Origin of the sequence: Nostoc sp. C110, assembly GCF_043099725.1 — a bacterium.
In the GTDB taxonomy this organism is placed as follows: domain Bacteria; phylum Cyanobacteriota; class Cyanobacteriia; order Cyanobacteriales; family Nostocaceae; genus Nostoc; species Nostoc muscorum_A.
Genome location: NZ_CP171148.1, coordinates 2869032 through 2894798 on the forward strand (window position 1 = coordinate 2869032; position 25767 = coordinate 2894798).

The 25767-nt window shown below is 41.6% G+C and carries 24 protein-coding genes and 1 pseudogene; 19 read left to right on the top strand and 6 right to left on the bottom strand.

From position 1 onward, the window contains the following. Positions 1 to 108 precede the first annotated feature (108 nt). From ACFFRD_RS17785 to proB, 9 genes and pseudogenes are all read left to right on the top strand, one after another. On the top strand, positions 109 to 2262 hold the full coding sequence (locus ACFFRD_RS17785) for a pentapeptide repeat-containing protein (protein WP_392482566.1): 2154 nt from the start codon (positions 109 to 111) through the stop codon (positions 2260 to 2262). A 242-nt stretch (positions 2263 to 2504) separates the two neighbouring features. Next, positions 2505 to 2996, top strand: coding sequence for a hypothetical protein (locus tag ACFFRD_RS17790; protein WP_190962949.1), 492 nt, complete (start codon positions 2505 to 2507; stop codon positions 2994 to 2996). A 144-nt stretch (positions 2997 to 3140) separates the two neighbouring features. Beyond that, a complete protein-coding gene (locus tag ACFFRD_RS17795; RefSeq protein WP_012407131.1) occupies positions 3141 to 3347 on the top strand; it encodes a hypothetical protein in 207 nt (68 codons plus the stop codon). A gap of 221 nt (positions 3348 to 3568) precedes the next feature. Next, complete coding sequence (locus ACFFRD_RS17800) at positions 3569 to 4807, top strand: GNAT family N-acetyltransferase (RefSeq protein WP_392482568.1); 1239 nt, start codon at positions 3569 to 3571, stop codon at positions 4805 to 4807. After that, positions 4807 to 5283: a Holliday junction resolvase RuvX gene (ruvX, locus tag ACFFRD_RS17805; protein WP_190932586.1), complete on the top strand. Its 477-nt coding sequence runs from the start codon at positions 4807 to 4809 to the stop codon at positions 5281 to 5283. Before ACFFRD_RS17800 ends, ruvX begins: the two co-directional genes overlap by 1 nt. A 141-nt stretch (positions 5284 to 5424) precedes the next feature. Then, entirely contained in the window at positions 5425 to 5997 is a 573-nt protein-coding gene (locus ACFFRD_RS17810) for a DUF3727 domain-containing protein (protein WP_012407134.1), read from the top strand. Positions 5998 to 6204: 207 nt separating this feature from the next. Then, positions 6205 to 6831 (top strand): annotated as a pseudogene (locus tag ACFFRD_RS17815) (hypothetical protein). A 53-nt stretch (positions 6832 to 6884) separates the two neighbouring features. Continuing rightward, on the top strand, positions 6885 to 7424 hold the full coding sequence (locus ACFFRD_RS17820; RefSeq protein ID WP_163931678.1) for a YqeG family HAD IIIA-type phosphatase: 540 nt from the start codon (positions 6885 to 6887) through the stop codon (positions 7422 to 7424). 301 nt (positions 7425 to 7725) lie between these two features. Further along, entirely contained in the window at positions 7726 to 8829 is a 1104-nt protein-coding gene (gene proB / locus ACFFRD_RS17825; protein ID WP_392482571.1) for a glutamate 5-kinase, read from the top strand. A 17-nt stretch (positions 8830 to 8846) separates the two neighbouring features. Here the strand turns inward: proB and ACFFRD_RS17830 are convergent, their stop codons facing one another. From ACFFRD_RS17830 to ACFFRD_RS17840, 3 genes are read right to left on the bottom strand one after another with little or no spacing between them, the layout of a single operon-like run. Then, complete coding sequence (locus ACFFRD_RS17830; protein WP_392482572.1) at positions 8847 to 9515, bottom strand: HAD family hydrolase; 669 nt, start codon at positions 9513 to 9515, stop codon at positions 8847 to 8849. After that, positions 9516 to 10490, bottom strand: a complete 975-nt coding sequence (locus ACFFRD_RS17835; RefSeq protein WP_392482574.1) for an ROK family protein — start codon at positions 10488 to 10490, stop codon at positions 9516 to 9518. Continuing rightward, positions 10491 to 11243, bottom strand: a complete 753-nt coding sequence (locus ACFFRD_RS17840; protein WP_392483100.1) for a Mut7-C RNAse domain-containing protein — start codon at positions 11241 to 11243, stop codon at positions 10491 to 10493. It abuts the gene before it with no gap. 407 nt (positions 11244 to 11650) lie between these two features. Between ACFFRD_RS17840 and ACFFRD_RS17845 the strand changes: the two genes are divergently transcribed. After that, entirely contained in the window at positions 11651 to 11956 is a 306-nt protein-coding gene (locus tag ACFFRD_RS17845; protein ID WP_392482575.1) for a hypothetical protein, read from the top strand. A gap of 323 nt (positions 11957 to 12279) precedes the next feature. Then, positions 12280 to 13257 (top strand): sucrase ferredoxin, encoded by a 978-nt coding sequence (locus ACFFRD_RS17850; RefSeq protein ID WP_114083609.1) that lies wholly within the window; start codon positions 12280 to 12282, stop codon positions 13255 to 13257. A gap of 219 nt (positions 13258 to 13476) precedes the next feature. Here the strand turns inward: ACFFRD_RS17850 and ACFFRD_RS17855 are convergent, their stop codons facing one another. Beyond that, positions 13477 to 15072, bottom strand: coding sequence for a helix-turn-helix domain-containing protein (locus ACFFRD_RS17855; protein ID WP_179071764.1), 1596 nt, complete (start codon positions 15070 to 15072; stop codon positions 13477 to 13479). Between the two features lie 1042 nt (positions 15073 to 16114). Between ACFFRD_RS17855 and fdxB the strand changes: the two genes are divergently transcribed. The 7 genes from fdxB to ACFFRD_RS17890 all read left to right on the top strand — a co-directional run bounded on the left by fdxB (position 16115) and on the right by ACFFRD_RS17890 (position 23132). Beyond that, the gene (fdxB, locus tag ACFFRD_RS17860) at positions 16115 to 16408 is read left to right on the top strand and encodes a ferredoxin III, nif-specific (RefSeq protein WP_012407144.1); all 294 of its coding nucleotides are present in this window, start codon (positions 16115 to 16117) and stop codon (positions 16406 to 16408) included. Positions 16409 to 16951: 543 nt separating this feature from the next. Further along, a complete protein-coding gene (locus ACFFRD_RS17865; protein ID WP_392482577.1) occupies positions 16952 to 17941 on the top strand; it encodes a cytochrome c oxidase subunit II in 990 nt (329 codons plus the stop codon). Positions 17942 to 18110: 169 nt separating this feature from the next. Continuing rightward, positions 18111 to 19799, top strand: coding sequence for a cytochrome c oxidase subunit I (gene ctaD, locus ACFFRD_RS17870; protein ID WP_114083612.1), 1689 nt, complete (start codon positions 18111 to 18113; stop codon positions 19797 to 19799). A 507-nt stretch (positions 19800 to 20306) separates the two neighbouring features. Next, positions 20307 to 20906, top strand: coding sequence for a heme-copper oxidase subunit III (locus ACFFRD_RS17875; protein ID WP_190932599.1), 600 nt, complete (start codon positions 20307 to 20309; stop codon positions 20904 to 20906). Positions 20907 to 21308: 402 nt separating this feature from the next. Further along, positions 21309 to 21794, top strand: coding sequence for a hypothetical protein (locus ACFFRD_RS17880; RefSeq protein WP_392482578.1), 486 nt, complete (start codon positions 21309 to 21311; stop codon positions 21792 to 21794). 199 nt (positions 21795 to 21993) lie between these two features. Then, positions 21994 to 22605 carry a cupin gene (locus ACFFRD_RS17885; RefSeq protein WP_179071769.1) on the top strand — a complete coding sequence of 204 codons (612 nt, stop codon included), beginning with the start codon at positions 21994 to 21996 and terminating at the stop codon, positions 22603 to 22605. A gap of 56 nt (positions 22606 to 22661) precedes the next feature. Then, positions 22662 to 23132, top strand: a complete 471-nt coding sequence (locus ACFFRD_RS17890; protein ID WP_392482580.1) for an ArsC/Spx/MgsR family protein — start codon at positions 22662 to 22664, stop codon at positions 23130 to 23132. 25 nt (positions 23133 to 23157) lie between these two features. Here the strand turns inward: ACFFRD_RS17890 and ACFFRD_RS17895 are convergent, their stop codons facing one another. Both ACFFRD_RS17895 and cysK read right to left on the bottom strand, forming a co-directional pair. After that, a complete protein-coding gene (locus ACFFRD_RS17895) occupies positions 23158 to 23316 on the bottom strand; it encodes a hypothetical protein (RefSeq protein WP_392482581.1) in 159 nt (52 codons plus the stop codon). 54 nt (positions 23317 to 23370) lie between these two features. Next, positions 23371 to 24330, bottom strand: coding sequence for a cysteine synthase A (cysK, locus tag ACFFRD_RS17900; RefSeq protein WP_392482583.1), 960 nt, complete (start codon positions 24328 to 24330; stop codon positions 23371 to 23373). A gap of 994 nt (positions 24331 to 25324) precedes the next feature. On the opposite strand from cysK, the gene ACFFRD_RS17905 reads away from it, so the two are divergent. Beyond that, the gene (locus ACFFRD_RS17905) at positions 25325 to 25747 is read left to right on the top strand and encodes a hypothetical protein (RefSeq protein WP_114083619.1); all 423 of its coding nucleotides are present in this window, start codon (positions 25325 to 25327) and stop codon (positions 25745 to 25747) included. Positions 25748 to 25767: the final 20 nt, after the last annotated feature.

Sequence of the window (25767 nt, forward strand, 5' to 3'; positions counted from 1 at the left end):
CATGACTCCTCAATTCTATTTCAATATGCTTTTCTTTTTGCCGATTAGCTGAGTCTATTTTAATTGTGCCGATCGCGGCGTAAAAATAATATCAAAGGGAATTATCTGATGACATCACCAATTGTGAGGAGAAGTAGTAATCAATCTGGTCAGTCAAAAGAACCGGAAAGAGCCAGTTCAATGTTGCTAGCAAGTAGGCGTTTTGCTGCTTGGGCGGCTGAAATCACACTAGTGGTTGCCAGTGGGTTGATTCCCTTCGGCATTGGTGTTTATGCGAATTCTAGAAGCGATCTTAACCGAGTACCTCTGAACCCTGTGCTAGTAGTTACAGAAAGAGCGATCGCTAGACCCCTAGCTTTGCCTGTGAGCTATGGCATCCGTAACGTGGCATGGCCGACTAATATTTTGTGGACAATCGCCCTGTTAGCGCCTGTAACTCTTTCATGGTGGCAATTGTATTTGCTGGCTAAAACTGGTAGAACAATTCCGAAACGTTGGTTCAAGGTGCGGGTTGTCAACGAGCAAGGGAAGCCTCCCGGATTGGGGGCAGTTGTTATTAGAGAAGGAGTTGGACGTTGGACTGTACCTATTTCCATCGCCTATCTGCTGTGGCGCTACAGCTTTGCTTTTCCTAACTTAGGATTATTCACATTTTTGTCTTTATTAATGATTGTGGGTGAAGGGATCGGCTTACCATCGCGCCGGGGTCGTCGCGCCCTGCACGATCAACTTGCAAGCACTTATACAATAGATACAACTCGCCCCATACCATCCTCACTCTTAGCTAACAACAGACAAGCTCAATCTGCTGACGGTAATAATGAAGCAGAAGAGCAAGAAGAAGAATTAGCGGCAGCCGAAACCAGCCACTCTCCCAACCTGTGGCGGCGGATACAGCAAAATCCTAACCTGACTTTGTTTGGGGTAGGACTAACGAGTATGACGGCTGTGTTGGCAACTTTAATCGGTACTCAAGTTTATATCCAAATTCAACAATCCCAGCGAGCAACTAAGCAAATTAATAGCCAACAGTTCCTCGAACTTGTCAAACAACTAACTCCCAACTCTGGGGCGACTAATGAGCAACGCCAAAGTGCAATTCTGGCTATGGGTGGTCTTAACGATCCACAATCCATAAAATTTCTGGCGGATTTATTGGTTAGCGAAACCAACCCCAGCCTCCTGGATACCATTCAACAATCTTTGACAACTGTCGGGCCCCAAGCTATCCCCGAATTAAAAAATAAGAATCAGTTTTTGGTTAGTGAACTGGAGTCTGTGGGCAGTGCTGCAACAAAAGAGCGGGAATTGCGACAAGGGCGGCTACAAAGAAATCAGAGAACAATCAACAAAATTCTCTCTGTGTATAGCGGAAAAATGGAAGGCGTTGACCTTAGTAGCACCCAATTAGGTCAAAGCGGTACTCCAGGTAGTTCATTCTTCAACTTAGTACTAGACAACCTTGATTTATCAGGAGTTAAGTTTAAATCTGCAAATCTTAACCAAGCTAGCTTTAAGGGTAGCCGCTTTCGGGGTGTGGGTGAAGATGGGCGTTGGGATACATACGATGATGTAATAGCTGATTTAAGCCAAGCTCAGTTACAGCAAGCCAATCTTACTGATGCTAACCTCAGTCGCGTCTTGATGAACCGGATCGATTTGAGCCGCGCCACTCTCAACAGAGCCAACTTATCCAATGCGCGTCTATATGACGCTAAACTCAACAGCACCCAACTAGTAGGAGCCGATCTGCGAAACGCAGTTTTGGAAAGAGCCAGCTTAACTGGGGCTGATTTAGGTGACGCTAAATTGAATGAAGCCAATCTTTACGCTGCCCGTTTAGGTCGTGTCACTGCTATAGGAACGCAATTATCCTTTGCCAACTTAACTAACACTGATTGGCAAGGAGCAGATTTATCAGGAGCCTATTTGGATCGTGCTAATCTCAGCAATGCTAACCTGAGCGCCACTCGTTTAGCTGGTGCTGTTTTGCGTTCTGCTCAGATGGAAAACGTTAACTTACAAAATGCTGATCTGAGTCTTGCAGATTTACGGGGAGCAAATGTGGCAGGAGCAGATTTTAAGGGGGCAATTCTCGCCCCTAGCAAAGAAGATCCAGCAGATCAATTTGTCAAAACCCCAGATTTAGGCTCAGTATCTGCCGTAGTCCAAGGGGTTGATTTTTCTCAAGCCAAAAATTTAGATTCCAAGCAATTAGCATACATTTGTACTCAAGGGGGCATTCATCCTCGTTGCCCGTAGAATGGAAGGGGAGCAGGGCAGAGGGGCAGGGGAGGCAGGGGAAGCAGGGGAGGATGAAGTAGATGAGGCGAATAAATAACCAATGCCCAATGCCCAATGCCCAATGCCCAATGCCCCATGCCCAATGACAAATGACAAATGACTAATGACAAATGACAAATGACTAATGACTAATGACTAATGACAAATGACAAATGACAAATGACAAATGACTAATGACAAATTGGTGTGAGGAGTCGATTATGAAGTATATTCCATATTTGGTATCAGTTTTGGGAGCTAGCTTGGTTTTGAGTCTGGCTAGTACGAAACCAGCACAAGCTCAAGTAGCTTATGGCAGTTATGTAGGTATAGGCCCCACTGTTGGTTTTACTGATGGTATCCAATTCGGGGGAGTAATAGCTGGGCGCTACAAGCTTTTGGAAGCACCGCTTTCACTGCGTGCCCAAGTCTTGATTGGTAATAATACGGCAGTTGTGCCAACGGTTTCTTACGATTTTCCCCTTAACTGGCAAGCTGATGCTTACCTGGGTGCTGGGTTAGTCTTGGCTGGTGGTGGTGGATCTTCTCCCGTGGGCGACAAAATCAGCTTTGCTTTACAACCAGGCATTGATTATATGATCCCAAATAGCAATACTGTGCTTTTTGGCAACGCCATCATTGCTTTTGATGCCTATCGTGATAGCGGTGGTACAGCTATCTCTGTACAAGGTGGTGTTGGTTTGAGATTTTAATGGGCTAAATAAAGCCCTGCTGCGATCGCTATCCCTAAGAAGCGTTAAACTTCATTGCAAATTAAGAAGTTAGTCCAAACAACATGATAATTTTTTCTCATGAAGAGAAATAGCACAGGATTAACACAGGAGAACACAGTGGCAATGGAATCAAATTTATTAACAGATGCGGGCGCAGATGAAGTGAATCAAGATTTCAGTGAATATGTTGCCAACCTGCAACTTCACATGACTCTGCAAGCTCGCAATCTTGTTCCATCCCTGAAACAAACACTGGTAGATAGTCGCCAGCAATTACTCCATCAAACCCAAGCCCACTTTGAAAAGCTAGTTTCTCGACAAGGGCTGTAAATATATACAAATTTTAATCAAAATTCAAATAAAATAAAGGCAGATGTTGTTACGTTAACGCCAATGGTGTTCTCACAAGGTCTGCTTTTCTGCTTTTTTAAGTATTAAATTACTCAAATCACACTTTTGACGCACTAGTAAAGGGCAGAAAGCAGTTAATATTATTGCAGCAGTTCCTTTGAAGAGCAGTTAGTTAAGGCTAAATAGCGGCTCGAATAAAAATGACTTCATTACTTCCCAGAAACCTCAGCGTTGTTATCCGACCAGTCCAATACCGGGATTTGGACGGAATTGAGCGCATAACTCAAGAGTCATTCGCAGCCCTTACTCCCCAGGGAGCAGGTTTTGCCATCAGCCAGATGCTCATGCTGCGTCGCTGGTATGGATTACTCAAGTTTTTGAGTTGGTTTCCTAACCCACTCCAGTATCGCCTCTGTGCTTATGTGGCAGAGCAAGGACGGATGCTTCTAGGAATGATTCAAGTGTCACCCTTTAACCGGACACGCAGTACTTGGCGCATCGATCAAGTGCTGTTAGAGCGTGGTGTCGATAAACAAGGAATTGGTTCGCAACTTTTGCGTCATTGCTTTGAATCGATTTTGGAAGCTCGCACTTGGCTACTGGAAGTTAACATCAATGACATAGAGGCGCTAGCACTATATCGCCAAAATGGATTCCAGCGTCTGGCAGAAATGACGTATTGGGAAATTGGGCCAGAATTACTGGCTGAATTGGCACAAGCAGAGCCAGATTTACCCAACCTTTTGCCAGTGAGTAATGCTGACGCCCAGTTGCTATATCAACTAGATACGGCATCTATGCCACCTTTGGTACGTCAAGTTTTTGACCGCAATACCCGCGACTTCAAAACCAGTTTATTCGGCGCTCTGACTGATGCAGTGAAGCAATGGCTGACGAAAACAGAAGTAGTCAGTGGTTATGTATTTGAACCCCAACGCAAAGCTGCCATTGGCTATTTTCAGGTGCAACTTGACCGGAAGGGAGAAGTTCCTCACTCTGCAACGCTGACAGTTCATCCTGCTTACACCTGGCTGTATCCAGAATTGTTATCTCAACTGGCTCGGATTGCCCAAGATTTTCCTCAGCAAGGGTTACAACTAGCCTCCTCTGACTATCAGGCAGAGCGAGAAGAGTATTTGGAGCGAATTGGCGCAAAACGCATAAAACATACATTAGTTATGTCTCGCTCGGTGTGGCATAAGCTACGAGAGTCTAAATTCGTCTCCTTAGAAGGAATTCAGTGGACTGATATGCTGCAAGGTTTACAACCGGCACGTAAACCTATACCAGGTGGAATGTCATGGATACAACCAGGAAAGCTGCCATCGTCAGATAAACCATTGCCAATTAAGTCAGAACCGATTAACTTTTCGGTAAAAAACCCAAGCATAGAAGCATCGCCGATTTCTGAATCAGCAGATGCAGAGCAGGAGAATTAGTGATATCCCAGGAGCAGCCAAAACCCTTTATTTCAGCCTTGGGACTAGATTTTGGTCGCAAGCGGATTGGTGTGGCTGGGTGCGATCGCACGGGTTTAATTGCCACTGGGATTACCACAATTGAGCGCACATCTTTTGAGCAGGATGTCGAGCAAATCCGGCAAATAGTTAATGAACGCGAGGTGCAAATCCTAGTTATGGGCTTACCTTATTCAATGGATGGCTCTATAGGATTTCAAGCGCGTCAAGTTCAAAAATTTACTACAAGACTTACTAAAGCGCTGAAACTGCCTGTGGAATATGTGGATGAGCGATTAACTTCATTTCAAGCAGAGCAACTGCTAATTGCTGAAAACCGCTCTCCATCACGCCATAAAGCTTTGATTGACCGCAAGGCAGCCGCTTTGATCTTGCAACAATGGCTGGATGTTAAGCGTGCTAATTCCCGCAGTTCAGTTGCGGCTATTGAATATTGATACCTTTTAACATGATATTCTGAAAAACGATTAGCTAGCAGTTGTATCTACGTGTAAAGCTATTTTGTTGACAAAAATATCATTAAATAGTTAAGCGATTTCTCAACTTGCTGGTATTTATTAAATTTTTACATTTCGGCTATGTTTTCTCCTCCATTTCCTGAAGAAAATGATAACGCTCATGCGGGTTCCATCACTTTAACCGATGAAAAAGGGCGATCGCTCGAATGTTATGTAGAGCATTCCCTTGAGGTTGATGGACAAGAATACGTTTTACTTCTTCCTGTAGACTCACCTGTAGAGATTTTTTCTTGGGAAGGCGACGATGAGGAAGAAGAAGCGGTTCTAGTAGAAGACGACAACATCATTGAGCAAATTTTTGCCACTGCCCAAGCTGTACTATCTGAGCAGAATCTGATATTGAAGAACACAGCTTATGCCCTGACAGTTGCAGGTGATTTACCGCCAGTTGAAGAATCAGAACTCTTCACCTTAGAAATTGAAGACGAAGAGGCAGATTTAGATCCAGAGCAATTACAGCTACTTGCTAGCTTCTATGATGAAGATCAGGAGTATGCAATTTATACACCCCTCGATCCCCTGTTATTTTTTGCACGGATAACAAAAACAGGTGAACCGGAATTACTCTCTCCAGAGGAGTTTCGCAAAGTGCAACCCCTGTTAGAGGAACATCTTTTTAATGAAGTAGAATAAAAATAAAAATTCAAAATGTTACATTTTCATTTTGAATTTTTATTTTAATCGAAATCTACTTAAACCTTTTACCATATCCCATTAAATTTGGAAGCAATGAAACATTGACACCAAATTGGGGTAATTTGTGTTGTTTAAGATTCTGAAAAAAGCATTTTGGCAAGGATTTTTAATCCAATAATAAAAAATTACCATGAGGTGCTGAAAATGGCTTATAGCGACTTTACATTAAGTAAATTTAAAAAGTCATTCAGCATCCGCATCGATGAAGAAACTGATTTATGTGCCGACATAGAACCTTTACAAGCAAGTGAGAAACTAAAAAATTCTTTAGAAGAAACTACAGAACTGGCTTTAGCAATTAATACTGAAAAAGCTCGTTCAGAAATGATTATCACTCCGATCTTGTTGGAGGTAAGACGCAGGGCTAACTATCCAATTAGTTTATTTTCGGGAACAGATTTTAATGTAGATGTAGAAAACGGTCTGAATGGATACTGTGACTTTATCATCAGTCGTTCTAAAGAGCAACTAACAATTAATGTGCCTGTAGTGGTTATTATTGAAGCCAAAAATGAAAATATTAAAGGTGGATTAGGTCAATGTGCGGCCGCAATGTTGGCAGCACAATTGTTTAATCAACAAGAAGGAAATTAAATCAGAAAAATTTACGGCGCAGTAACTACAGGGGATATTTGGAAGTTTTTGAAGTTAGAAGAAAACGATATATTTATTGATTTGAGTAATTATTACATCAAAGAGATAGATAAGATATTAGGGATTTTATCTCAAAATGTTCAGGGAGATATTCCAGAATGCAGTTCGACTAACTAAACTATATTGGGTTATGCTCATTTGTCTGAGCTATTTAAATTTGACTCGTGACTATGGCCTGGAACAACCTTTTGCAACCTGACTTAATTTTAGAAGGTTCAGTGTTGAATCTAACACCAGATATTATCCAAAAATACGGGCTTAAAGGGCTGGTGTTGGATGTAGACGAAACCTTAGTACCCTTTACGGTAGGGATGGCTTCCCCAGAACTACGAGAGTGGGTAGAACAAATTCGTACCTGTACTGCATTGTGTTTGGTAAGTAACAACCTGAGTGAAGCACGAATTGGGGGAATTGCGCGATCGCTCAATTTGCCTTACTATTTGGGTGCAGCCAAGCCCTCTCGACGCAAAATTAGGGCAGCAGTCAGAACAATGGATCTACCAGTGCATCAAGTGGGGATGGTAGGCGATCGCTTATTTACCGATGTCATAGCAGGTAATCGCCTGGGGATGTTTACCATTCTAGTTGAACCGATTGTCCATGCAGACGCAGCCCTCCGCTCTCATCCCGTCCGCAATTTTGAAGTTTGGATATCTGAAATCTTAGGAGCCTCTATTACCCCCAAGAAAAGCAAGATTCACAAAAGTTAAGAAATCGTCAGGAAAGTAAATCTAAAGAAATAGTTAAGGAATCTTACTGGAAGCCAAAAATCGGGGATCATAAGTATTAATAACATGGGGTCAGCCAAAAAAGACCCTAACTCATACTAAGTAAATATACACCCGTAAAGCGTCAGCCTTCACTATAGAGGGATTGGCGCTTTACAATTTCTTTAGTCATTTGTCATTTGTCCGTTGTCATTCGTCCGTTGTCATTCGCCAGTTAGTAATGACCAATGACCAATGACTAATGACTAATGACCAATGACTAATGACTAATGACCAATGACTAATGACTAAAACAATTGTTGTCAAAATCGGTACTTCTAGCCTTACTCAACCAGAAACGGGACAATTAGCACTTTCCACTATTGCTACCTTGGCGGAAACACTTTGCCATTTGAGAACCCAGGGACACAGGGTAATTTTGGTTTCTTCTGGCGCTGTGGGTGTGGGTTGTGCAAGGTTGGGGTTAACTGAACGTCCTAAAGCGATCGCACTCAAACAGGCTGTAGCAGCAGTTGGACAAGGTAGGTTAATTCGGATATATGATGATTTATTTACTACCCTGCAACAGGCGATCGCTCAAGTATTATTGACTCGCAGTGACTTGGTACAGCGCAGCCGCTATCTCAACGCCTACAACACCTTTCAGGAATTACTGGGACTGGGAGTGATCCCCATAGTCAATGAAAATGATACCGTAGCGATAGACGAACTAAAATTTGGTGATAATGATACTCTTTCGGCATTGGTTGCTAGCTTAGTAGAAGCAGATTGGCTATTTTTGCTCACCGATGTTGATAGGTTGTACTCAGCCGATCCCCGTTCCGTGCCAGATGCGCGGCCGATCGCTCTAGTTAGTAGCATTAAAGAACTAGCTGAATTACAAATAGGTTCCCAAGGTTCTCAGTGGGGTACTGGTGGGATGGTGACAAAAATTTCGGCAGCGAGGATTGCGATCGCGGCGGGAGTGCGGACTGTAATTACTCAAGGGCGATTTCCCCAGAATATAGAAAAAATTATTCAAGGTGAACTGATTGGGACGCATTTTGAACCGCAACCTGAACCAACTTCGGCGCGTAAACGTTGGATAGCTTACGGACTTTTACCTGCGGGTAAATTGTATTTAGATGAAGGTGCGATCGCGGCAATTTCTCTTGGGGGAAAATCGTTATTAGCTGCTGGAATTAAGGCAGTAGAAGGAGAATTTGACACACAGGATGCTGTGCAATTGTGTGACAGCAACGGTAACGAAATTGCCAGAGGACTTGTGAATTACAACAGCAATGATCTGCAAAAGATTCGTGGTTGTCATTCACGAGAAATTCCTGCAATTTTAGGCTATGCCGGTGTAGAAACAGTTATTCACCGGGATAATTTGGTTTTGATTTAAAATGGAGCGCCGATAGTCTAATAGTGTGATAGCAAAGAAGGCAGTTGGTGCATAGAGTAAAAGATATTATGCGCTCCAGATGCCTCAAGTAGATGAGCCTCACTTTGCTCGGTGTAACCTAAAACTCTCATACCAGCAGCAACACCTGCACGTACACCCAAAACGCTATCTTCTACAACAGTGCAAGATGGAGCTTGAAATCCCATATTTTTAGCTGCATATAAGAATAAATCAGGTGCTGGCTTCCAACTTCCAATTTCATACGAACTAAAGATGCACCCTTCAAATCGAGACAACAGATTAGTGACACGCAAAGCTAACTTAATTTTTTCGGGTGGGCCACTGGAAGCAACGCAAATAGGTAGATTAATCTTGTCTAAAGCTGCTTCTATTCCTTCTACAGGAAGTAATTCACGCTCGAATGCTTCAGCAGTACGGGTACGAAGCTGAGTTACAAAATCTTGCGGCATCTTTTCCTCAAGTCTTTGCTCAATGACAGCAACACAATCAGCCATTTTGCAACCCTTAAATAACAAAATAGCTTCTTCAAGTTTCATTGCAAGTCCAAACTCAGCGACAAATTCCACAAGAACGCGATTACCCAATCCTTCGCTGTCTACTAACACTCCATCACAATCAAAAATAACTAATTCTGTTTGCACTGATACACTCCACGCCTCACTCATTTACAAATTCGGGATTGTCATAGAAGCGATCGCTACACCGCCCCACAGTGGCGCATCATCCCCCAGTACCGCCGGTACAACTTCAAAATCAACCTCCGGTAAAGCCGTCTCCCGCGCCACCTGACGCACCACCCGCCAAAAATCCTCCCCCGCCTTCGTTACACCGCCTCCCAACACAAAGCGCTGTGGATTCATCAAATTTGCCACATTGCCAATACCCACACCCAGCGCCCAAGCAGCCTTGTGCAAAACTTCCTTAGCCAAATCATCCCCAGCAGCCGCCGCTTCACTTACCAACTGTCCCGTCAGCAACGTTAAATCACCCCCCACCAAACCCCTCAAAACCTCTCCATCTCTGAGTTCTCCGCGCCTCTGCGGTTCCTTCTCCAAAATTTCCCTAACATTTTGCGCCATATAAGGCCCCGAAGCCAAACGTTCCACACATCCCCGCTTCCCACACAAACAAACTGGCCCAGCCGGATCGACAACGATATGTCCAATTTCGCCAGCCATCCCACCAGCACCCCGCCAAGGCTGGCCATTGAGTATCCAACCACCACCTACGCCAGTGCTGACAGTAATGTAAAACAGGCTATCGTATCCCTGCCCAGCACCAAAGCGATGTTCACCCAAAGCAGCGATATTGGCATCATTATCTACACCAACAGAAACGCCAAACTCATCCTCCAACAAAGCTTTGAGAGGAATATTTTCCCAGCCAGCGACATGATGAGATAGTCGCACCGTCCCCGTGGAAGCATCAACCGGGCCGCCAAAGCTGACACCGATCGCAGCAGGTTTTGCGTCTTCTAGCAGAGAGTAAATGAGCGATCGCATAATTTCCAAATCAGTGCTAGCATTTGCACCTACTGGCGAGAGACGACGTTCATAACGCAACCACTTTCTCGAACCAATATTTACCAATGCAGCCGCAAGCTTAGTTCCGCCAAAATCGAGAGCTAAAATTAATGTCATTCACTCACCTTTTCTTGAGTTCAACACTTCGTCAATAAACTGTTGTAATCGTTCATAATGGGAACCTTTCCAATAAATGCGATCGCAGTCTTGACAACGCTGGAATTGATCGATCTGGCATCGCACTTTTTCTGGCACTTGTTCAATAATGGATTGCTTATCTACACATTCTAATAATCCATTGCAACGCAAACACCGTTTAAATGGTGCAATTAATTTAAATAAGTCGAAGCGTTGTAGTACTTCTATAATTTGTTCTTGAGGGTTAGTATTTCTAACGTAATACCCATGCGTTACCAAACTACGCATTAATAAACCCTTATCACGAGTCAAGAGAATCCGCTCTTGGCTAGAAGATATTTGGGCTAATTTATCATCATCGTAGTCATTGCGGTATAAAGTATCAAAACCTAAAAGTCGTAATGATGTCGCCAGCTTCCCCAAATGAATATCTAAAACAAAGCGGATAATACTGAGTGGTTTTGGCAAAACAGAAATGCTTGGTATAATGACACTCCTAGCTGAAATTGGATAAACATTGATAGCATCTCCATCCGAAACTATGTAAGAAAAATTTACATATTTACCATTAACATTTATAAAATCAACTTCGGGATGAGGGACACCTAACGACTCAATCATGTCCTTAATTGAAGCTTTCTCCTCAAAAACATGAGATATTTTCACCTGCTTGTGATGCCGTGGTAAAAAATGATTCAATTCTGCATGGAAGTAGAAATATGCGATCGCCATAGCCACAGATATTTGGATTACCCTACTGGCAAGAATTTGTCACAATTGCAAAACTCTATCTATTGTATTGAAAAAATCAATACTTGTTAAAGTGAGGTATTTCTACTATAAAATGCCCTTTTACCTTAATTAAAACTATAAAGATTCTCAAATACTTGCATTTATTATTGAGTTCAGTTACAGTCAAATCAGATGCCTATCATCAAACTCTGACATAAGTTTCAGGAAGTTAGATTAGGTAAGAAGGTAAATAACAAGTTTGTTAATGTTGATGTCAGTGATGCTGTTAATAATTGGTCACTAGCTTTCAACATTGATTTATAGCGCATGAAATATGGGGCACTAAAGCATTTACCCCTATTTTGGTTGTTTTTATTTTTCCAATTTAATTGAGAATTATTTGCAATATGTGTAAATTTATAGATATATTAAAAGCAGATAGGGGAGAAAGATACATAAGCTCGTATTGGCTGATTCCGCATCGCTCTTTAGGAATATCTTCTTCAAAAGAAAGACAACAAACTAGATTTTTATATGTAAAAACAGGATTGCTAACTAACTATATAAATAACTTCAGCAAAACTTTAAACAAGTATCTTATTGCCAGCAATGTTTTTGGTTGTAGTATCGGCTACATTGATATTGCCAGCAAGTTAATCCTTGGTGACTCTCCAAGTAAGTTTGCGTTTATCTATAAGATTGAATTTATTTGATTTTACCCAAGAAAGCAAGTTAATGAAAACCGAGTTTCAGCAAGTGAAAATTTATAAAATACCAAAGAACAATAAAACTAGATACAAAATTAACGTCGCTCATACGGAAAAATCTATCTTGACACTATTTATCTTTATTGTGGAGAATTTATTAACCGGAAAGACCTCGATCAATAATGATGTTATAAAGTGGCTACCTAGTTTTAATAGGGAAATGAATATTGTTCTTTTTTATTTCCTTTAGCCAAGGATATTGTAGTGAAGAACACAAATGTATTTGTTAATACCTTTTGTCCATAAAATACGCTAATGAGTACAGCGAGATGAATACTTTTTTTTGTTCTGATGATTCACGGCAAGTAGGAGAAGATGTTATTGGTAGTGCCACTAATTATCAAACTTATATTTTAGTTGAGTGTCCTTTACCTTGGACATCAGAAGCCTTTAACTCCAAATGGGTACCCCAGAATTTGAGGATTTTGGTGGAAGAAGTGCAGCGTGCTAAACTACCGATTAGATTTCTTTTAATTGCTAATGATGTCTCACACAAAGTAAATCACACTACGCTTTTAATTTATCAAAAAGAAGACGGATTAAGTAATGGATACCATAAGCAAGAGTTTAAGCTAGGAAATATTGAGCAAGTGGCAGGAGTTGTCCAAAAATGGTTACGGGGTATCAGTTCTAATTTTGAAGTAGAAGCTAGTAGAACTAGAGATATTTTAGTTTGTACCCACGGTAGCCATGATAAGTGTTGTGCGAGATATGGCGCTCCTTTTTACTTCCATGTGAGAGCGAGTAATGCTGATTTGTGCTTAGATAATGTGCGAATTTGGAAATCATCGCACTTTGGTGGACATCGGTTTGCACCAACAGTTATAGATTTGCCAGAAGGAAGATATTATGGTCGTCTCGATCAAGATTCATTTAGGTCGATTTTGACTCGTACTGGTGATATTCAATGCTTACATCAAGTCTATCGAGGCTGGGGAATTCTACCTGCTGCACTTCAGGTTTTGGAAAGAGAGTTAATTCTTTATAAAGGGTGGGATTGGTTTAATTACAAAGTTGCAGGCAAAATTTTAGAGCAAAGTTTAGACAATAGTACTATCTTAGCTGAACTTAGTTTTGAACAACCTTGTGGTTCTCTCTACACTTACCAGGCTAAACTTGTTAAAGATGAAACTAAGACTCAACAACTGAAGAGTTCATGTAATGCTACACGAGAGTTGGTAGTTACTAAATATGCTGTTGGTAGTCTTTGGATTACTTCTAGTAAGGTGATGAGTTATAGTACGTAAAAGATGAGAGTTTTGAAACGCAGAGGGACGCAAAGGGAAGCGCAGAGGTACGCGAAGTATTGCTGTATTTAGTATAACGCTGCACAAATACGTAACAAAATCTCTGCGTACCTTTTCGTTTCCCTCTGCGCCCCTACCCTGCGGGAAGGCGTACCACTTCGTGGAAGCAAGCTAGGCGTAGCGTCTCGTAGAGAAGCGCCTATGCGTTTAAATTCAAAATCAAGATGAAGTCATATTTAAGACTTTTCGTAACAGAACTTGGTCTTCTAATTTGGCTTTTAAACGACCATTCTCGATATCTCGAATCCAGCTTTGGCTTTTACCTGTGAGTTTTGCCAATTCTCTTTGGGAAAGATTCAAATTTTTTCGCGCCTGCAAAATCTGTTCACCCAGTAAATCGTTTGTAGCTTTGGGCTTCTTTTTGGCTTTAGCAGTTCGCCGTTGCTTTTTTTCCGATTCTGAGATTTGCTGTTCCCATTCTGGTGGAAGTTCAAAAGCTAAAATTCGCGCATTCATTAGTAGATTCCACTTACCACGGGGGCCTGTGTCTGTGAGGCGAGTTTCAGAACCACCGTCGTTAGTCCAAAATTCTAATGCTTCATCTGGATCTTCGGGAAGATCGATTAACTTCGCCCATAAAGGCTGAATTTCTGGCGGATAGGTAACTGGATCGAAAAGTGGTTTCATTCCATAGTGATTGAGAATTTCTAAGTCGCTTTCAAAGGTTCGCAACAGACGTTTACGTTCTTCCCGTTGTCTTGATGCAAGAGCGACTTTTTCTTCACCGTAAGCAATACGCAGCAAGGTAGGAATGGTAATGCGTTGTTCTTTGCCCATTTTGGTTTTAAACAGCAACCACAGCATTAACCGAACCGCGCCTTCATGTTGCTGCCAAATGCTCATAACTGTGGTTAGCAGCGTTTTGGGGAGACTACCATATTGATAGAATGCAGTTCGCTCTTTACATGCTTGTTTGTTTAAGAAATATTGCGCCCATAAGCCTGCTTTGACTTTAAAAGTTAGCCCAATCAGATATTTGCATCCATGATTGTCTTCTTGAAAGTGGTGCTGAATATCTACTAAGTGCCATAAGCGGCTGTTTGTCACAGAGAATCCGTTAATTCGACCTTGCTGGGGCCAGTCAATGGAGATAATTAGGGAGCAAGCTTGCTGGACAAGATTTTTCATTAAAGCTAGCTTGGCAGCTTTGCTCAAGTCTTTGCGTTTCTCCATCCCCAAATATTTCTCGATTTGTCGCTCATCGATCGCAAATTCTTGCTCCCAAGGTTGCTCTAAGGCTGTGGCATAACCTGCAAAAATTAGATGTATGCAAGCGGCTCTGATGTCAAGCGCTTCAATTGCTGCTATATCGGTGGCTTTGTCATTAACTTGGAATGGATCTTGGATGTGAAAGGCGATCGCACCTCGTCCTTGATTGACTTGTCGGCTATAACATAGATACCCGTCTTCATCGGTTTCCCAATGTAGCGATGTGCGTTGCCCTAGTACATTACAAGCTTCCCAAATTGCGATCGCAGAAGCAAATGGATTATTCTTGCCGTTAGAAAACAAGTCTAAACTGCTAGCATCTCTCGGTTCAACCTTGCATCTCCCCTTTTTCGCCTGCCAAGGAATGGGAGAATTAGTTGGACAAGCTATTACACATTGCGGTTCTGAATAATAGCCCTCACAATTATTACAAAGACCAGGATCAACCCAATATTCATTGTCCTCTATTTTGATTGCACCCGTAGGACATTGGGGGCGGCAGTTGTCACATCCAACGCAACTGTTGTTAGGAATTGTATAAGGCATAAGGCTCTTTTCCCACTCTAATCGTTGAGATGTCTGTCTCAGGTCTCCCCTGGATGAGTCCTGTCTATTCATGACTCGCTACCACATAATCTTTCTGGCGAGAAAAAATTATTCTCACCATATTCACTCCCCACATCCATATTTTGGCTTGGCATCCAATTGGAAGCTATTTAAGGCTTTTAAACTGAGCCTGACAAAACTTATTTATTAACTATACATTTCATGAAAAAAATGATTAATTTGTTCGTACCGAGCTTAGAAAGATATCTTAATCTTCATTTGATTACGTATTTAATGAACATTTTAACTTTAACCATAAAGTGTTTTGAGAACATATCTAAGCCTGGTGCAATTGAACTTCATCTGATTTGTTAATAATTTTAATATTTAAGGCACGATCGTATTCTGCCATAAAAATCACAGTTGCTTTATAAAATGATTATGTTTCCTTCATAAATTCATTATATTTATTTAAATCGAAAAGCAATATTTATTTTGTCATCATTTATATAAATAGTTGAATCAAATTAAATTGCAAATTGTTGCGTTGTAAAATACATATTGCATATATCAAAATGTAATTAATGAACATTTAAATTTGTATATGTGTATACTGTTTATCTAGATTTATTTGTCTAAAGCTAAAACTATTTGAAAAATAATATCATCACTTTTATCGATATACTTGCATTTACATAAGCCTTTACCGACAAGGGTAGGTTTCAAAGCTGTAATTTATGCGTCTCTCCTTTCTATGCCTTGCATAGGAGTGGCTGATTAGGGGCTACTGCTTCCAGTCAGAGACTTAATAAATGCCTTTTCATACGGCTCGGAAGAACGAGAGAATTTTAAGCATTGCCAATTATTATTGGCAATATTTTGCATCTATTTGTGATTTAAAAAATGATTTCTCATTGTGTTCAAAATCATCGATTTTTCATGATGCGAAAGTGAGTTTTGAATACAAAAAAAGAAAAGATTAGGATAATATGATGATTAATGCACAAACAGATTGATAGGCAAAAATGCCGAGGATTTATTCATGGCGCAACTAACAGGTTTGACATTTGGCGGAAAGGCTTGGACACCAAAATTTGCTCAGGAAATTGACAAAGATAAATGTATCGGCTGTGGCAGATGCGTTAAAGTGTGCGGATACAACGTGCTAGGTTTGAAGGCGCTCAATGAAGAAGGTGAATTTGTAGAAGACGAAGATGATGAAGAAATTGAACGGAAAGTAATGGCAGTTACTTCTCCAGAAAACTGTATTGGTTGTGAAGCTTGTTCACGGATTTGTCCGAAGAATTGCTACACCCATGTTGCAGTAAATAATTAAGGTATTTGAAGTTAGTCAAAATGGTTGTTAATTCAAGGAGGCACTGTTTGTAGAAAGCGAAAATGCGCTAGGCAAGGTAACTTGAGGGGAATACTAAGTATTTACTGTCACTAATAAATAGTTCACAGTAAACAAATCCGTAAATCGTAAAATGTTAGCTATTAACAAAATTAAACTTGCTGCTAATATAGCCTAATCAATATTAGGTCAACAGTGCCCTCTTGGAACAACTAGCTTTTTTGAAAGCAGGGGGCTAACTTTTTCATAGGAGTTGAAATATAATTTGTAATTTTCTGGGGGAAGGATATGGAAAAAATCTGGAATTTTCCCCCTTTTTTTATGGCTGCACGTTAGAAAGTTAATAAGTGAAAAGGAAATGGGGAATAAGGAATAGGGAATGGGGAATGGGGAATGGGAAATGGGGAATAGGGAATAAATAACAATCCCCAATTACCAATTACCAATTGCCAATCCCCAATCGCCAATCCCCAATCGCCAATCCCCAGTACCTATAAAAGACTGTTTACAAAGCAGGTAGCATGTATGCAACAAGTTCCTGTATCACTATGGACTCTGGTTGCTGGGATAGTAGTTACAGCAATCAGTATTTGGATCGGTCAAAACCACACTCTCATGCCGATGCAGGCATCGCTACAAGCGCCTTTGGTAGACGGTTTTTTCAACGTCATGTTTACCATTGCGATCGCACTCTTCTTGGTGGTAGAAGGAACTATTCTGATTTTTTTGGTGAAGTTTCGTCGCCGTCGCGGTGATGATACCGATGGTTTACCAATAGAAGGTAACGTTCCCTTAGAAATCTTCTGGACAGCAATTCCCACAGTGATTGTCCTCGGTTTGGGCATCTACAGTGTAGATGTTTTTAACCAAATGGGCGGTTTTGAGCCTGCTGGTCATCCTCATTCAGCCGCTCATGTTGCTCATAAGTCGGGAACCGCTATCGCAGCTACATTAAGCGATACCTCTGAAGCAACAGCTGCTCCAACAATTGCCCCAACAATCGGGATTGGCGCGTCTCCTCAAACCCTAAACAAACCAGCCGATTTAGTTGTTGATGTCAAAGGGATACAGTACGCCTGGATATTTAATTACCCTGATAGTGGCATTACCTCTGGAGAATTGCACATTCCCGTCGGTGCTGATGTCCAACTCAACCTTTCAGCACAAGATGTAATTCACTCATTCTGGGTGCCAAACTTCCGCTTGAAGCAAGATGCACTTCCCGGTATCCCTACCGAACTACGATTTGTCGCCACCAAACCAGGTACATATCCCGTAGTTTGTGCTGAGTTATGCGGTGGTTATCACGGTTCAATGCGGACAGAGGTAATTGTCCACACACCAGAAGCTTATGAGAACTGGCGGACAGAAAACCAGATTGCCCAACAACAAAACCTCAATCAAGTCGTTGCAGTTAATCCAGCCGACTTATCAACATCAGAGTTTCTCGCACCTCACACCCATGAGATGGGAATCAGTGCAGCAACTCTAGAGTCATTGGTCATTGGTCATTAGTCATTGGTCATTGGTCATTGGTCATTAGTTATTAGTCATTAGTCATTGGTCATTAGTTATTCGTAACGGACAAATGACAACGGACAAATGACAACGGACAAATGACAACGGACAAATGACAACGGACAAAAAGACAAAGGACAAATGACAAACGACAAGGGACAAAAATATGACGCAGGTAGAATTTCCACGGAATACTCCACCAGAAGGAAATAAACCGGAATTGGTGGCTGGCCACACCTCTCATCCGAAGGCGTGGAAATGGCAAGATTATTTTACATTTAATGTTGACCACAAGGTTATTGGTATTCAATACCTGGTGACGGCGTTTGTCTTCTATCTCATTGGCGGACTGATGGCGATCGCTCTGCGTGTGGAATTAGCAACACCAGAATCAGACGTACTCGACCCCAATCTGTATAACGCTTTCATGACCAATCACGGGACGATTATGATCTTCCTGTGGATTGTTCCTAGCGCCATTGGCGGATTTGGTAACTATTTAGTGCCGTTGATGGTTGGTGCTAGGGATATGGCGTTTCCGAAGCTAAATGCGATCGCCTTTTGGTTAAACCCACCAGCCGGATTACTCATATTAGGTAGTTTCATTTTTGGCGGTTCGCAATCTGGTTGGACAGCTTATCCACCTTTGAGTTTGGTGACAGCGCCAATCGCTCAAACTATGTGGATACTTGCGATCGTTTTGGTGGGAACTTCTTCAATTTTGGGTTCGTTGAACTTCGTAATCACTATTTTGATGATGAAGGTTCCTAGCATGAAATGGGATCAAGTACCCCTATTCTGCTGGGCAATCTTGGCAACCTCCATTCTAGCGTTGCTTTCCACACCTGTATTAGCAGCCGGTTTAGTTCTGCTGTTGTTTGACCTCAACTTTGGTACTTCCTTCTTTAAACCAGATGCAGGCGGTAACGTTGTAATTTATCAACACTTATTCTGGTTTTATTCTCACCCGGCAGTATATTTAATGATTCTGCCCATCTTCGGCATCATGTCGGAGGTAATTCCAGTTCACTCCCGCAAGCCTATTTTTGGTTATAAAGCGATCGCTTATTCTAGTGTAGCCATCTGCGTTGTGGGTTTGTTCGTTTGGGTACACCACATGTTTACCAGTGGTACACCCGGTTGGATGCGGATGTTCTTCACCATCTCCACTCTCATCGTTGCAGTTCCCACTGGCGTGAAGATTTTTGCCTGGGTTGCTACCCTTTGGGGTGGTAAAATTCGCTTCACCGGTGCGATGCTTTTCGCCATTGGTTTGTTGTCCATGTTTGTTATGGGCGGCTTAAGTGGTGTGACGATGGGAACAGCGCCTTTTGATGTTCATGTCCATGACACATATTATGTTGTCGGACATTTTCATTACGTTCTGTTTGGCGGTTCCGTGTTTGGTATTTACGCAGGTATTTATCACTGGTTCCCCAAAATGACCGGACGGATGTTGAATGAAAGCTTGGGACGGATTCATTTCGCCCTCACCTTCATCGGCACAAATTTGACCTTTTTACCCATGCACGAGTTGGGTTTAAAAGGAATGCCTAGACGGGTGGCAATGTATGACCCCCAATTTATCGACCTCAATCAACTTTGTACCTTTGGTTCAATTGTTTTGGGGATATCGGTAATTCCTTTTGCCATCAACATGATCTACAGTTGGTTGAAAGGGCCTTTGGCTGGTGATAATCCTTGGCAAGCTTTGACTTTAGAATGGACAACTAGCTCACCACCTGCAATTGAAAACTGGGAAGTATTGCCGGTTGTGACTCATGGGCCTTATGACTACGGTCATGGTCATAGTACTGAAGTACAGCCATCTGCAACGCCGGAAGCTAGTGCTTAGTTGCTAAATTCAGTATTGCGATCGCACTCAAAGTCACTGAAATTTCTAGTCATTAGATTTGGGAACTCAAAACTCCAAGCTTGGAACCCAATACGGTTCAGTTAAGGCTAAAACTCTGTTACCAAAGTCGTTTTTTTAACGAACCGCCAAGGCGCAGAGAACGCAGAGAGAAGAAAGAGATGCTTAACTGAACTGTATTGGCTTGGAACACGAATGTCCGAATTCAATAAACGAGTGCCCGAATTCAATAAACAAGCGTCCGAATTCAATAAACGAGCGTCCGAATTCAATAAACGAACGCCCGAATTCAATAAACGAACGCCCGAATTCAATAAACGAACGCCCGAATTCAGAACACGGAACTCGGAATTTTGAGAATTACTGAACAAGCCAAGAGTTTGGCTAAACAAGGATTTTGGATAAAGAATGGAAATTTTGCTGATTCAGATTTCATTCTTTATTCAAGCTTCCACAACAGACAGAGTAGATCGTATTGTCAAAAAATCTATGACTATAGCTACAACCACGAGCGAAGATCACAGTGCAGGACACGAAGAACATCCAGATTTAAGAGTTTGGGGGCTGTTGACGTTCCTCGCTTCTGAATCCCTGATGTTTGGGGGATTTTTTGCCACTTTCTTGTTTTTTAGAGGTATTACACCAGTTTGGCCTCCAGAAGGGAGTGAAGTAGAACTACTCGTACCGACGATTAACACTATTATTCTGGTGTCTAGTAGTTTCGTCATTCACTTTGGTGATACGGCGATTAAAAAGAATAACGTCAAGGGAATGCAACTATGGTACGCAATTACTGCAATCATGGGTGCAATTTTCTTGGCTGGTCAGGTTTATGAGTACTCAACATTGGGATACGGACTGACTACCAACGTCTTTGCCAACTGCTTTTATATCATGACAGGGTTCCACGGGTTGCACGTTTTTGTGGGACTGTTATTGATATTACGTGCATTGTGGCGATCGCGTCTCCCTGGTGAATATTCTGCAACCAATCATACTTTCATCGAAATGACAGAAATTTACTGGCACTTCGTAGACATTATTTGGATTGTATTATTCACCTTGGTGTACGTTCTTACTTTGTTTTAACTTGGGCATGGAGCATTGGGAAGACGACTTGGGGACAAGGAGAATTGGGGACAAGGGGAAAGACTTGTTTCAAGTTCTCACTTCTTGTCCCCTTGTCCCCTTGCAGGGCTGTTTCATTCCCTAAAAGGCGCTGATTTACAAGCGTTTCAAGTAAAAAAACTAGGTGACTAAAAAATCTGATTGGGCAAGAAAATGGTATTCGCACTTAAATTTGCTGGTTGAAGTGGTAGTTTTTCTTTTTCCCACTCAAGCAAATTCCTTACTCATACTCTTGACAAAATCCCTAAGAGATTGAATGAAACAGCCCTGCTTGTCCCCTTGTCCCCTTGTCCCCTTGTCCCCTTGTCCCCTTGTCCCCCTTGCCCCATTCCCCATTCCCTATTCCCTATTCCCCAATACAATATGCAAGCTAATACCAACAAATTCTCATGGTTCCAGGTTCCAGAGGAGATCAAAAACCTATTAATTTTAGCTGCACAAAACTGGGAAAATACATCTGAATCCGAAAAATATATTCAACAAGCTTTAGCACAGACTGGTGAAAATACAGATGTCTTAGTAGCAGCATATAGATTTTTCTATTATAAAAATAATTATTCTCTTGCATTACAAACAACGGTCAAATTATTAGATAAAATTAAAGAACTAGAGAGATTTCCTGATGACTGGGAGCAACTTCAGCCTATATTAGTCAATCGCAAAGAAGATCCACAAATTCGATTGTACTTAAATGCTTATGCTGCTTCTGGATTAGTACTAGCAAAGTTAGGAGAAATTGAGCAAGCAAAACAGATCAGCACCAGAGTCAAACAGATAGACGAAAAGAATGATTTTGGTTCTGGAATTCTGCTGGATATTTTGACACGTCCACCAGAAGAAGACGATTAATTAGTCAGCAATGAAAAGTCAAGGTGAAAATCATGAACAATTGGTTATCTACTAGATCCTATTCTCTATTAGGAGCAAGTACTGATAGTAACTCTATCATCCCTCCTATTAACATACCTACTAAGCTTCCTGTAGGTAACATTCCTAATGTCTCACCGATCATTGTGATCCAATCTTCTCAGCTATCAATTTAAAAGTTATGAAAGGTAGGGATTGGCTGCTAACAGGGGACGGTCAGCATCAAGCCTGTAAATCTGTAAGATCCTGGGATTTATTGAGAGAAAATTACCGCCTTTATCGGTTTTTAACTGAGGTGGAAGATGTTCTCAATGGCAGTGACAATGAAACCAATTGTCTGCCAGAAATTCGGATGCTTGTAAGGCGCTTGATTGTAAATTCCTACTGGGTACAAAGTCAACATTTAGAGCCTTCACCAAAAACGGGAAACTCTGTTTTACTCCTATATGATGAATTGGGTTTTCCGTTGACTGTGCAAACAGTAACATTTGCACCGGGAACCCGTTCAAACATTCATAATCATGGAACGTGGGGAATCGTAGCGGTGCTAAAAGGCCAGGAGAAAAATACTTTTTGGCGACGCACCAATAGCCCAGAATTTCAGGACAAGATTGAAGCAACGGGAGAGGTAACTCTTTTCCCAGGAGACATTATTAGCTTTACTCCCGATGCAATTCACAGTGTAGAAGCAGTGGGTGATGAACCAACTGTGACTTTTAATATTTATGGCGAAACTGATCCGAATGAGAGGTTTGAGTTTGACTTAGTTAGCCATAAAGCTAGGAATTTTTAATTTCATCGGTTCGTACTTGGCGCTTTAGCGCTAAAGAGTAATTAGGAGATAGTTGAATGGCAAGAGTAATTTTCTATAGCAAACCAGGCTGTAAAGGTGGTGTTAAGCAAAAAGTTTTGCTAACAGCTGCTGGTCATGAGGTGATACCACAGAACCTGCTAAAAGAACCTTGGACAGCTGAACGGTTGCGCTCATTTTTTGGCGATCGCCCCGTAGTCGAATGGTTTAATCTTTCCGCCCCCAAGGTAAAATCTGGTGAGGTGGTTCCTGAAAAAGTGGATGAACAAACCGCTTTGGCGCTGATGCTGAAAGAACCACTGCTAATTCGCCGTCCTTTGTTAGAAGTAGGCGATCGCCGCGAAGTAGGATTTGATGTCCAAAAGATTGATACTTGGATTGGGTTACAAGCTGTGGATGAATCCTTGCAAGAAATCAGCGACAAGCTTTTGAAGCAAGATTTGCAAAACTGTTCCCACGGTAAAGATCATAGCCATCAACACCAAAAGCAAGGCAACTGTAAACATTAGACATAAGAGTAGAGACGTAGCAATGCTACGTCTCTACAAGGGTTATACCCGGCACGCTTGAAAAGCTGAAACCTCCTTGCTGGAAGGGTGTGGGAGGTGTGGGAGGTGTGGGAGGTGTGGGAGGTGTGGGAGGTGTGGGAGGTGTGGGAGGCAATGCAGCATTTGTTGATATGCAGTTATTCAATTTCTCCCCCCACTTCCCACACTTCCCCCACTTCCCACACTCCCCCCACTCTCTTTAACGCACGCCAGCAGTTTCTAATGACAAGTCTTGAAACATGGGGGTGCTGAGATAACGTTCGCCGAAGGAAGGCTGAATCATCACAATTAAACGTCCGGCATTTTCTGGACGTTTACCTACTTGAATAGCAGCACACAAAGCTGCACCAGAGGATATCCCAGATAATAAGCCTTCTTCTTTTGCCAAACGTCGCCCGTAAGCGATCGCTTGTTCATCGCTGACTCTAATTACTTCATCAACCAATTCTAGGCGGAGAACATCGGGGATAAATCCTGCCCCAATCCCTTGAATCCTGTGTGGCCCGGCTTCACCACCGGAGAGGACGGGGCTGTTGCTGGGTTCAACTGCGATCGCCTTAAAAGTCTTCTTGCGACTTTTAATTACCTCTGCAATCCCGGTAATCGTCCCACCAGTACCTACCCCAGCAATGACAATATCTACTTCTCCGTCTGTATCTGTCCAAATTTCTTCGGCGGTAGTTTCCTGGTGAATTTTAGGATTGGCAGGGTTGCGGAACTGTTGCAGCATAAAAGCATCAGGAGTATTAGCCACAATCTCTTCGGCTTTGCGAATCGCTCCCCGCATTCCTTCCGCGCCTGGTGTCAATTCTAAAGACGCGCCATAAGCTCTCAACATAGCGCGCCGTTCTTGGCTCATCGTCTCTGGCATTGTCAAAATTAAACGGTAGCCACGTGCTGCTGCTACCATTGCTAGAGCAATTCCTGTATTACCTGAAGTAGGCTCAACTAAAATAGTCTTTCCAGGCTCAATTGAGCCAGCCGCTTCTGCTGAAAGTACCATACTTAACCCAATGCGGTCTTTCACCGAGGCTGCTGGGTTCATACCTTCTAATTTGACAACTATCCTTGCTACTACTCCCTCAGCTTGAGGAATCTTGTTCAGTTGAACTAAAGGAGTTCGTCCAATCAGTTCTGTTATATCTTGAGCAATTCGCATTATTTAACTCCTAAAATTCTAAATCTTAGTACAGAGTATTTACTTATAACAATAAGCTTTTGTGTATTTAATTTGCAGTTTAGTGCCAATGAGTGCATATACTATCTATTCTAACTAAACCACAAAATCTGAAAGCTTAGGCAGAACTTTTATCAGATGCTCTCATTGATTCTCACTTCAGCAGATGTCTAGCTTGCCATTCTTTTATTTTACCATTTAGAATTGCTGACTATTGTCTCTTGGGCTAAGATAAATTTTTATATTTCTGTATATATGAATAATTTTTATCATCATTCTTTATTTGTTAGGGAAATATAACTGAATTTCAAAATATTTAATGGATTTTCTGAATTTATTAGTTTATCTTTATCAAAAGACATCGATATTTACTTTTGAGTACAGATTTTGTCTACTAAAACTTGCATTAAAAACAGTTCTAAAGCTTTGCCTACATTGCTTTTAGATTGAGTACAAAAACACCAGAACCCCACTTCAAAAACACTAGCACCCCATCTCAAAAACACTAGCACCCATACCCCAATATTTTTTTATAATACTTACCTGATGAGGATTACAGCCTTTGAGTACTATTCTAATGAATTTAATAATCTTAACAGGGCTGGGGTAAACTGTTTTGTGGAGAGCGACTGATATAAATCGTATAGGATTTACGCAGAGATTCCCCTCTACCCCCCAACATTCCTGAGCGAAAGCTGAGTGAACTAGGGGGGACTTCTTAATCTCCCTTTTGAGAGCAAGATGAAACCACATTCAAGAATCTAAGCGTGTTCTTTCTGATTGAATAATCCTACGTTTTGCAAAAATGTTAGTAGCTTTTCAGTGGTTAGTAGTCAGTAATAATTAGAAAAACAACTGACAGCTAACAATTGTGAAAATTACCGTTTACACATATTTTAATATCAAAACTGTTTCAGATAAACAGCAAATGATATTTTCTTACTGGGTGCATACTACCTAGCAAGGGAGAGCCAAGATGAAAGCCAAACTTTTAAATGTTCTTACAGTTTGCGTAGTTATTTTAGCAGTGCTTTCTCCAGAACTAGTAGTATTTGGCATTGTTTGGGAGCGACATCTGGATTTAGTAAAAGCCCAGAATTTAGCCTACGAAGTTAACAAGACTACTAAAAATGCTCCCGACTTGGCTCCCCAGACAGAGGTTACACATTCCCCTCAGACTAGCATCCAATCCTCTGACCGTAATGTGATTAATCAAATGCTGACTGTTGCTGAACAATATAAATTTGCCGCTATCTTGCAATGGTTCTTCTTGTTAACCCCTATTTGCGTTGGGTTAGGAATTCTCTTTTATGACAGATATCTTGTACATCGTGCGGCTGTTTTAAAAGAACAAGTTGAAATGTTGGAAAGACTGTGGCAACAAAGTATCGAACAGTGACCAATTCCCAATTAACTCAC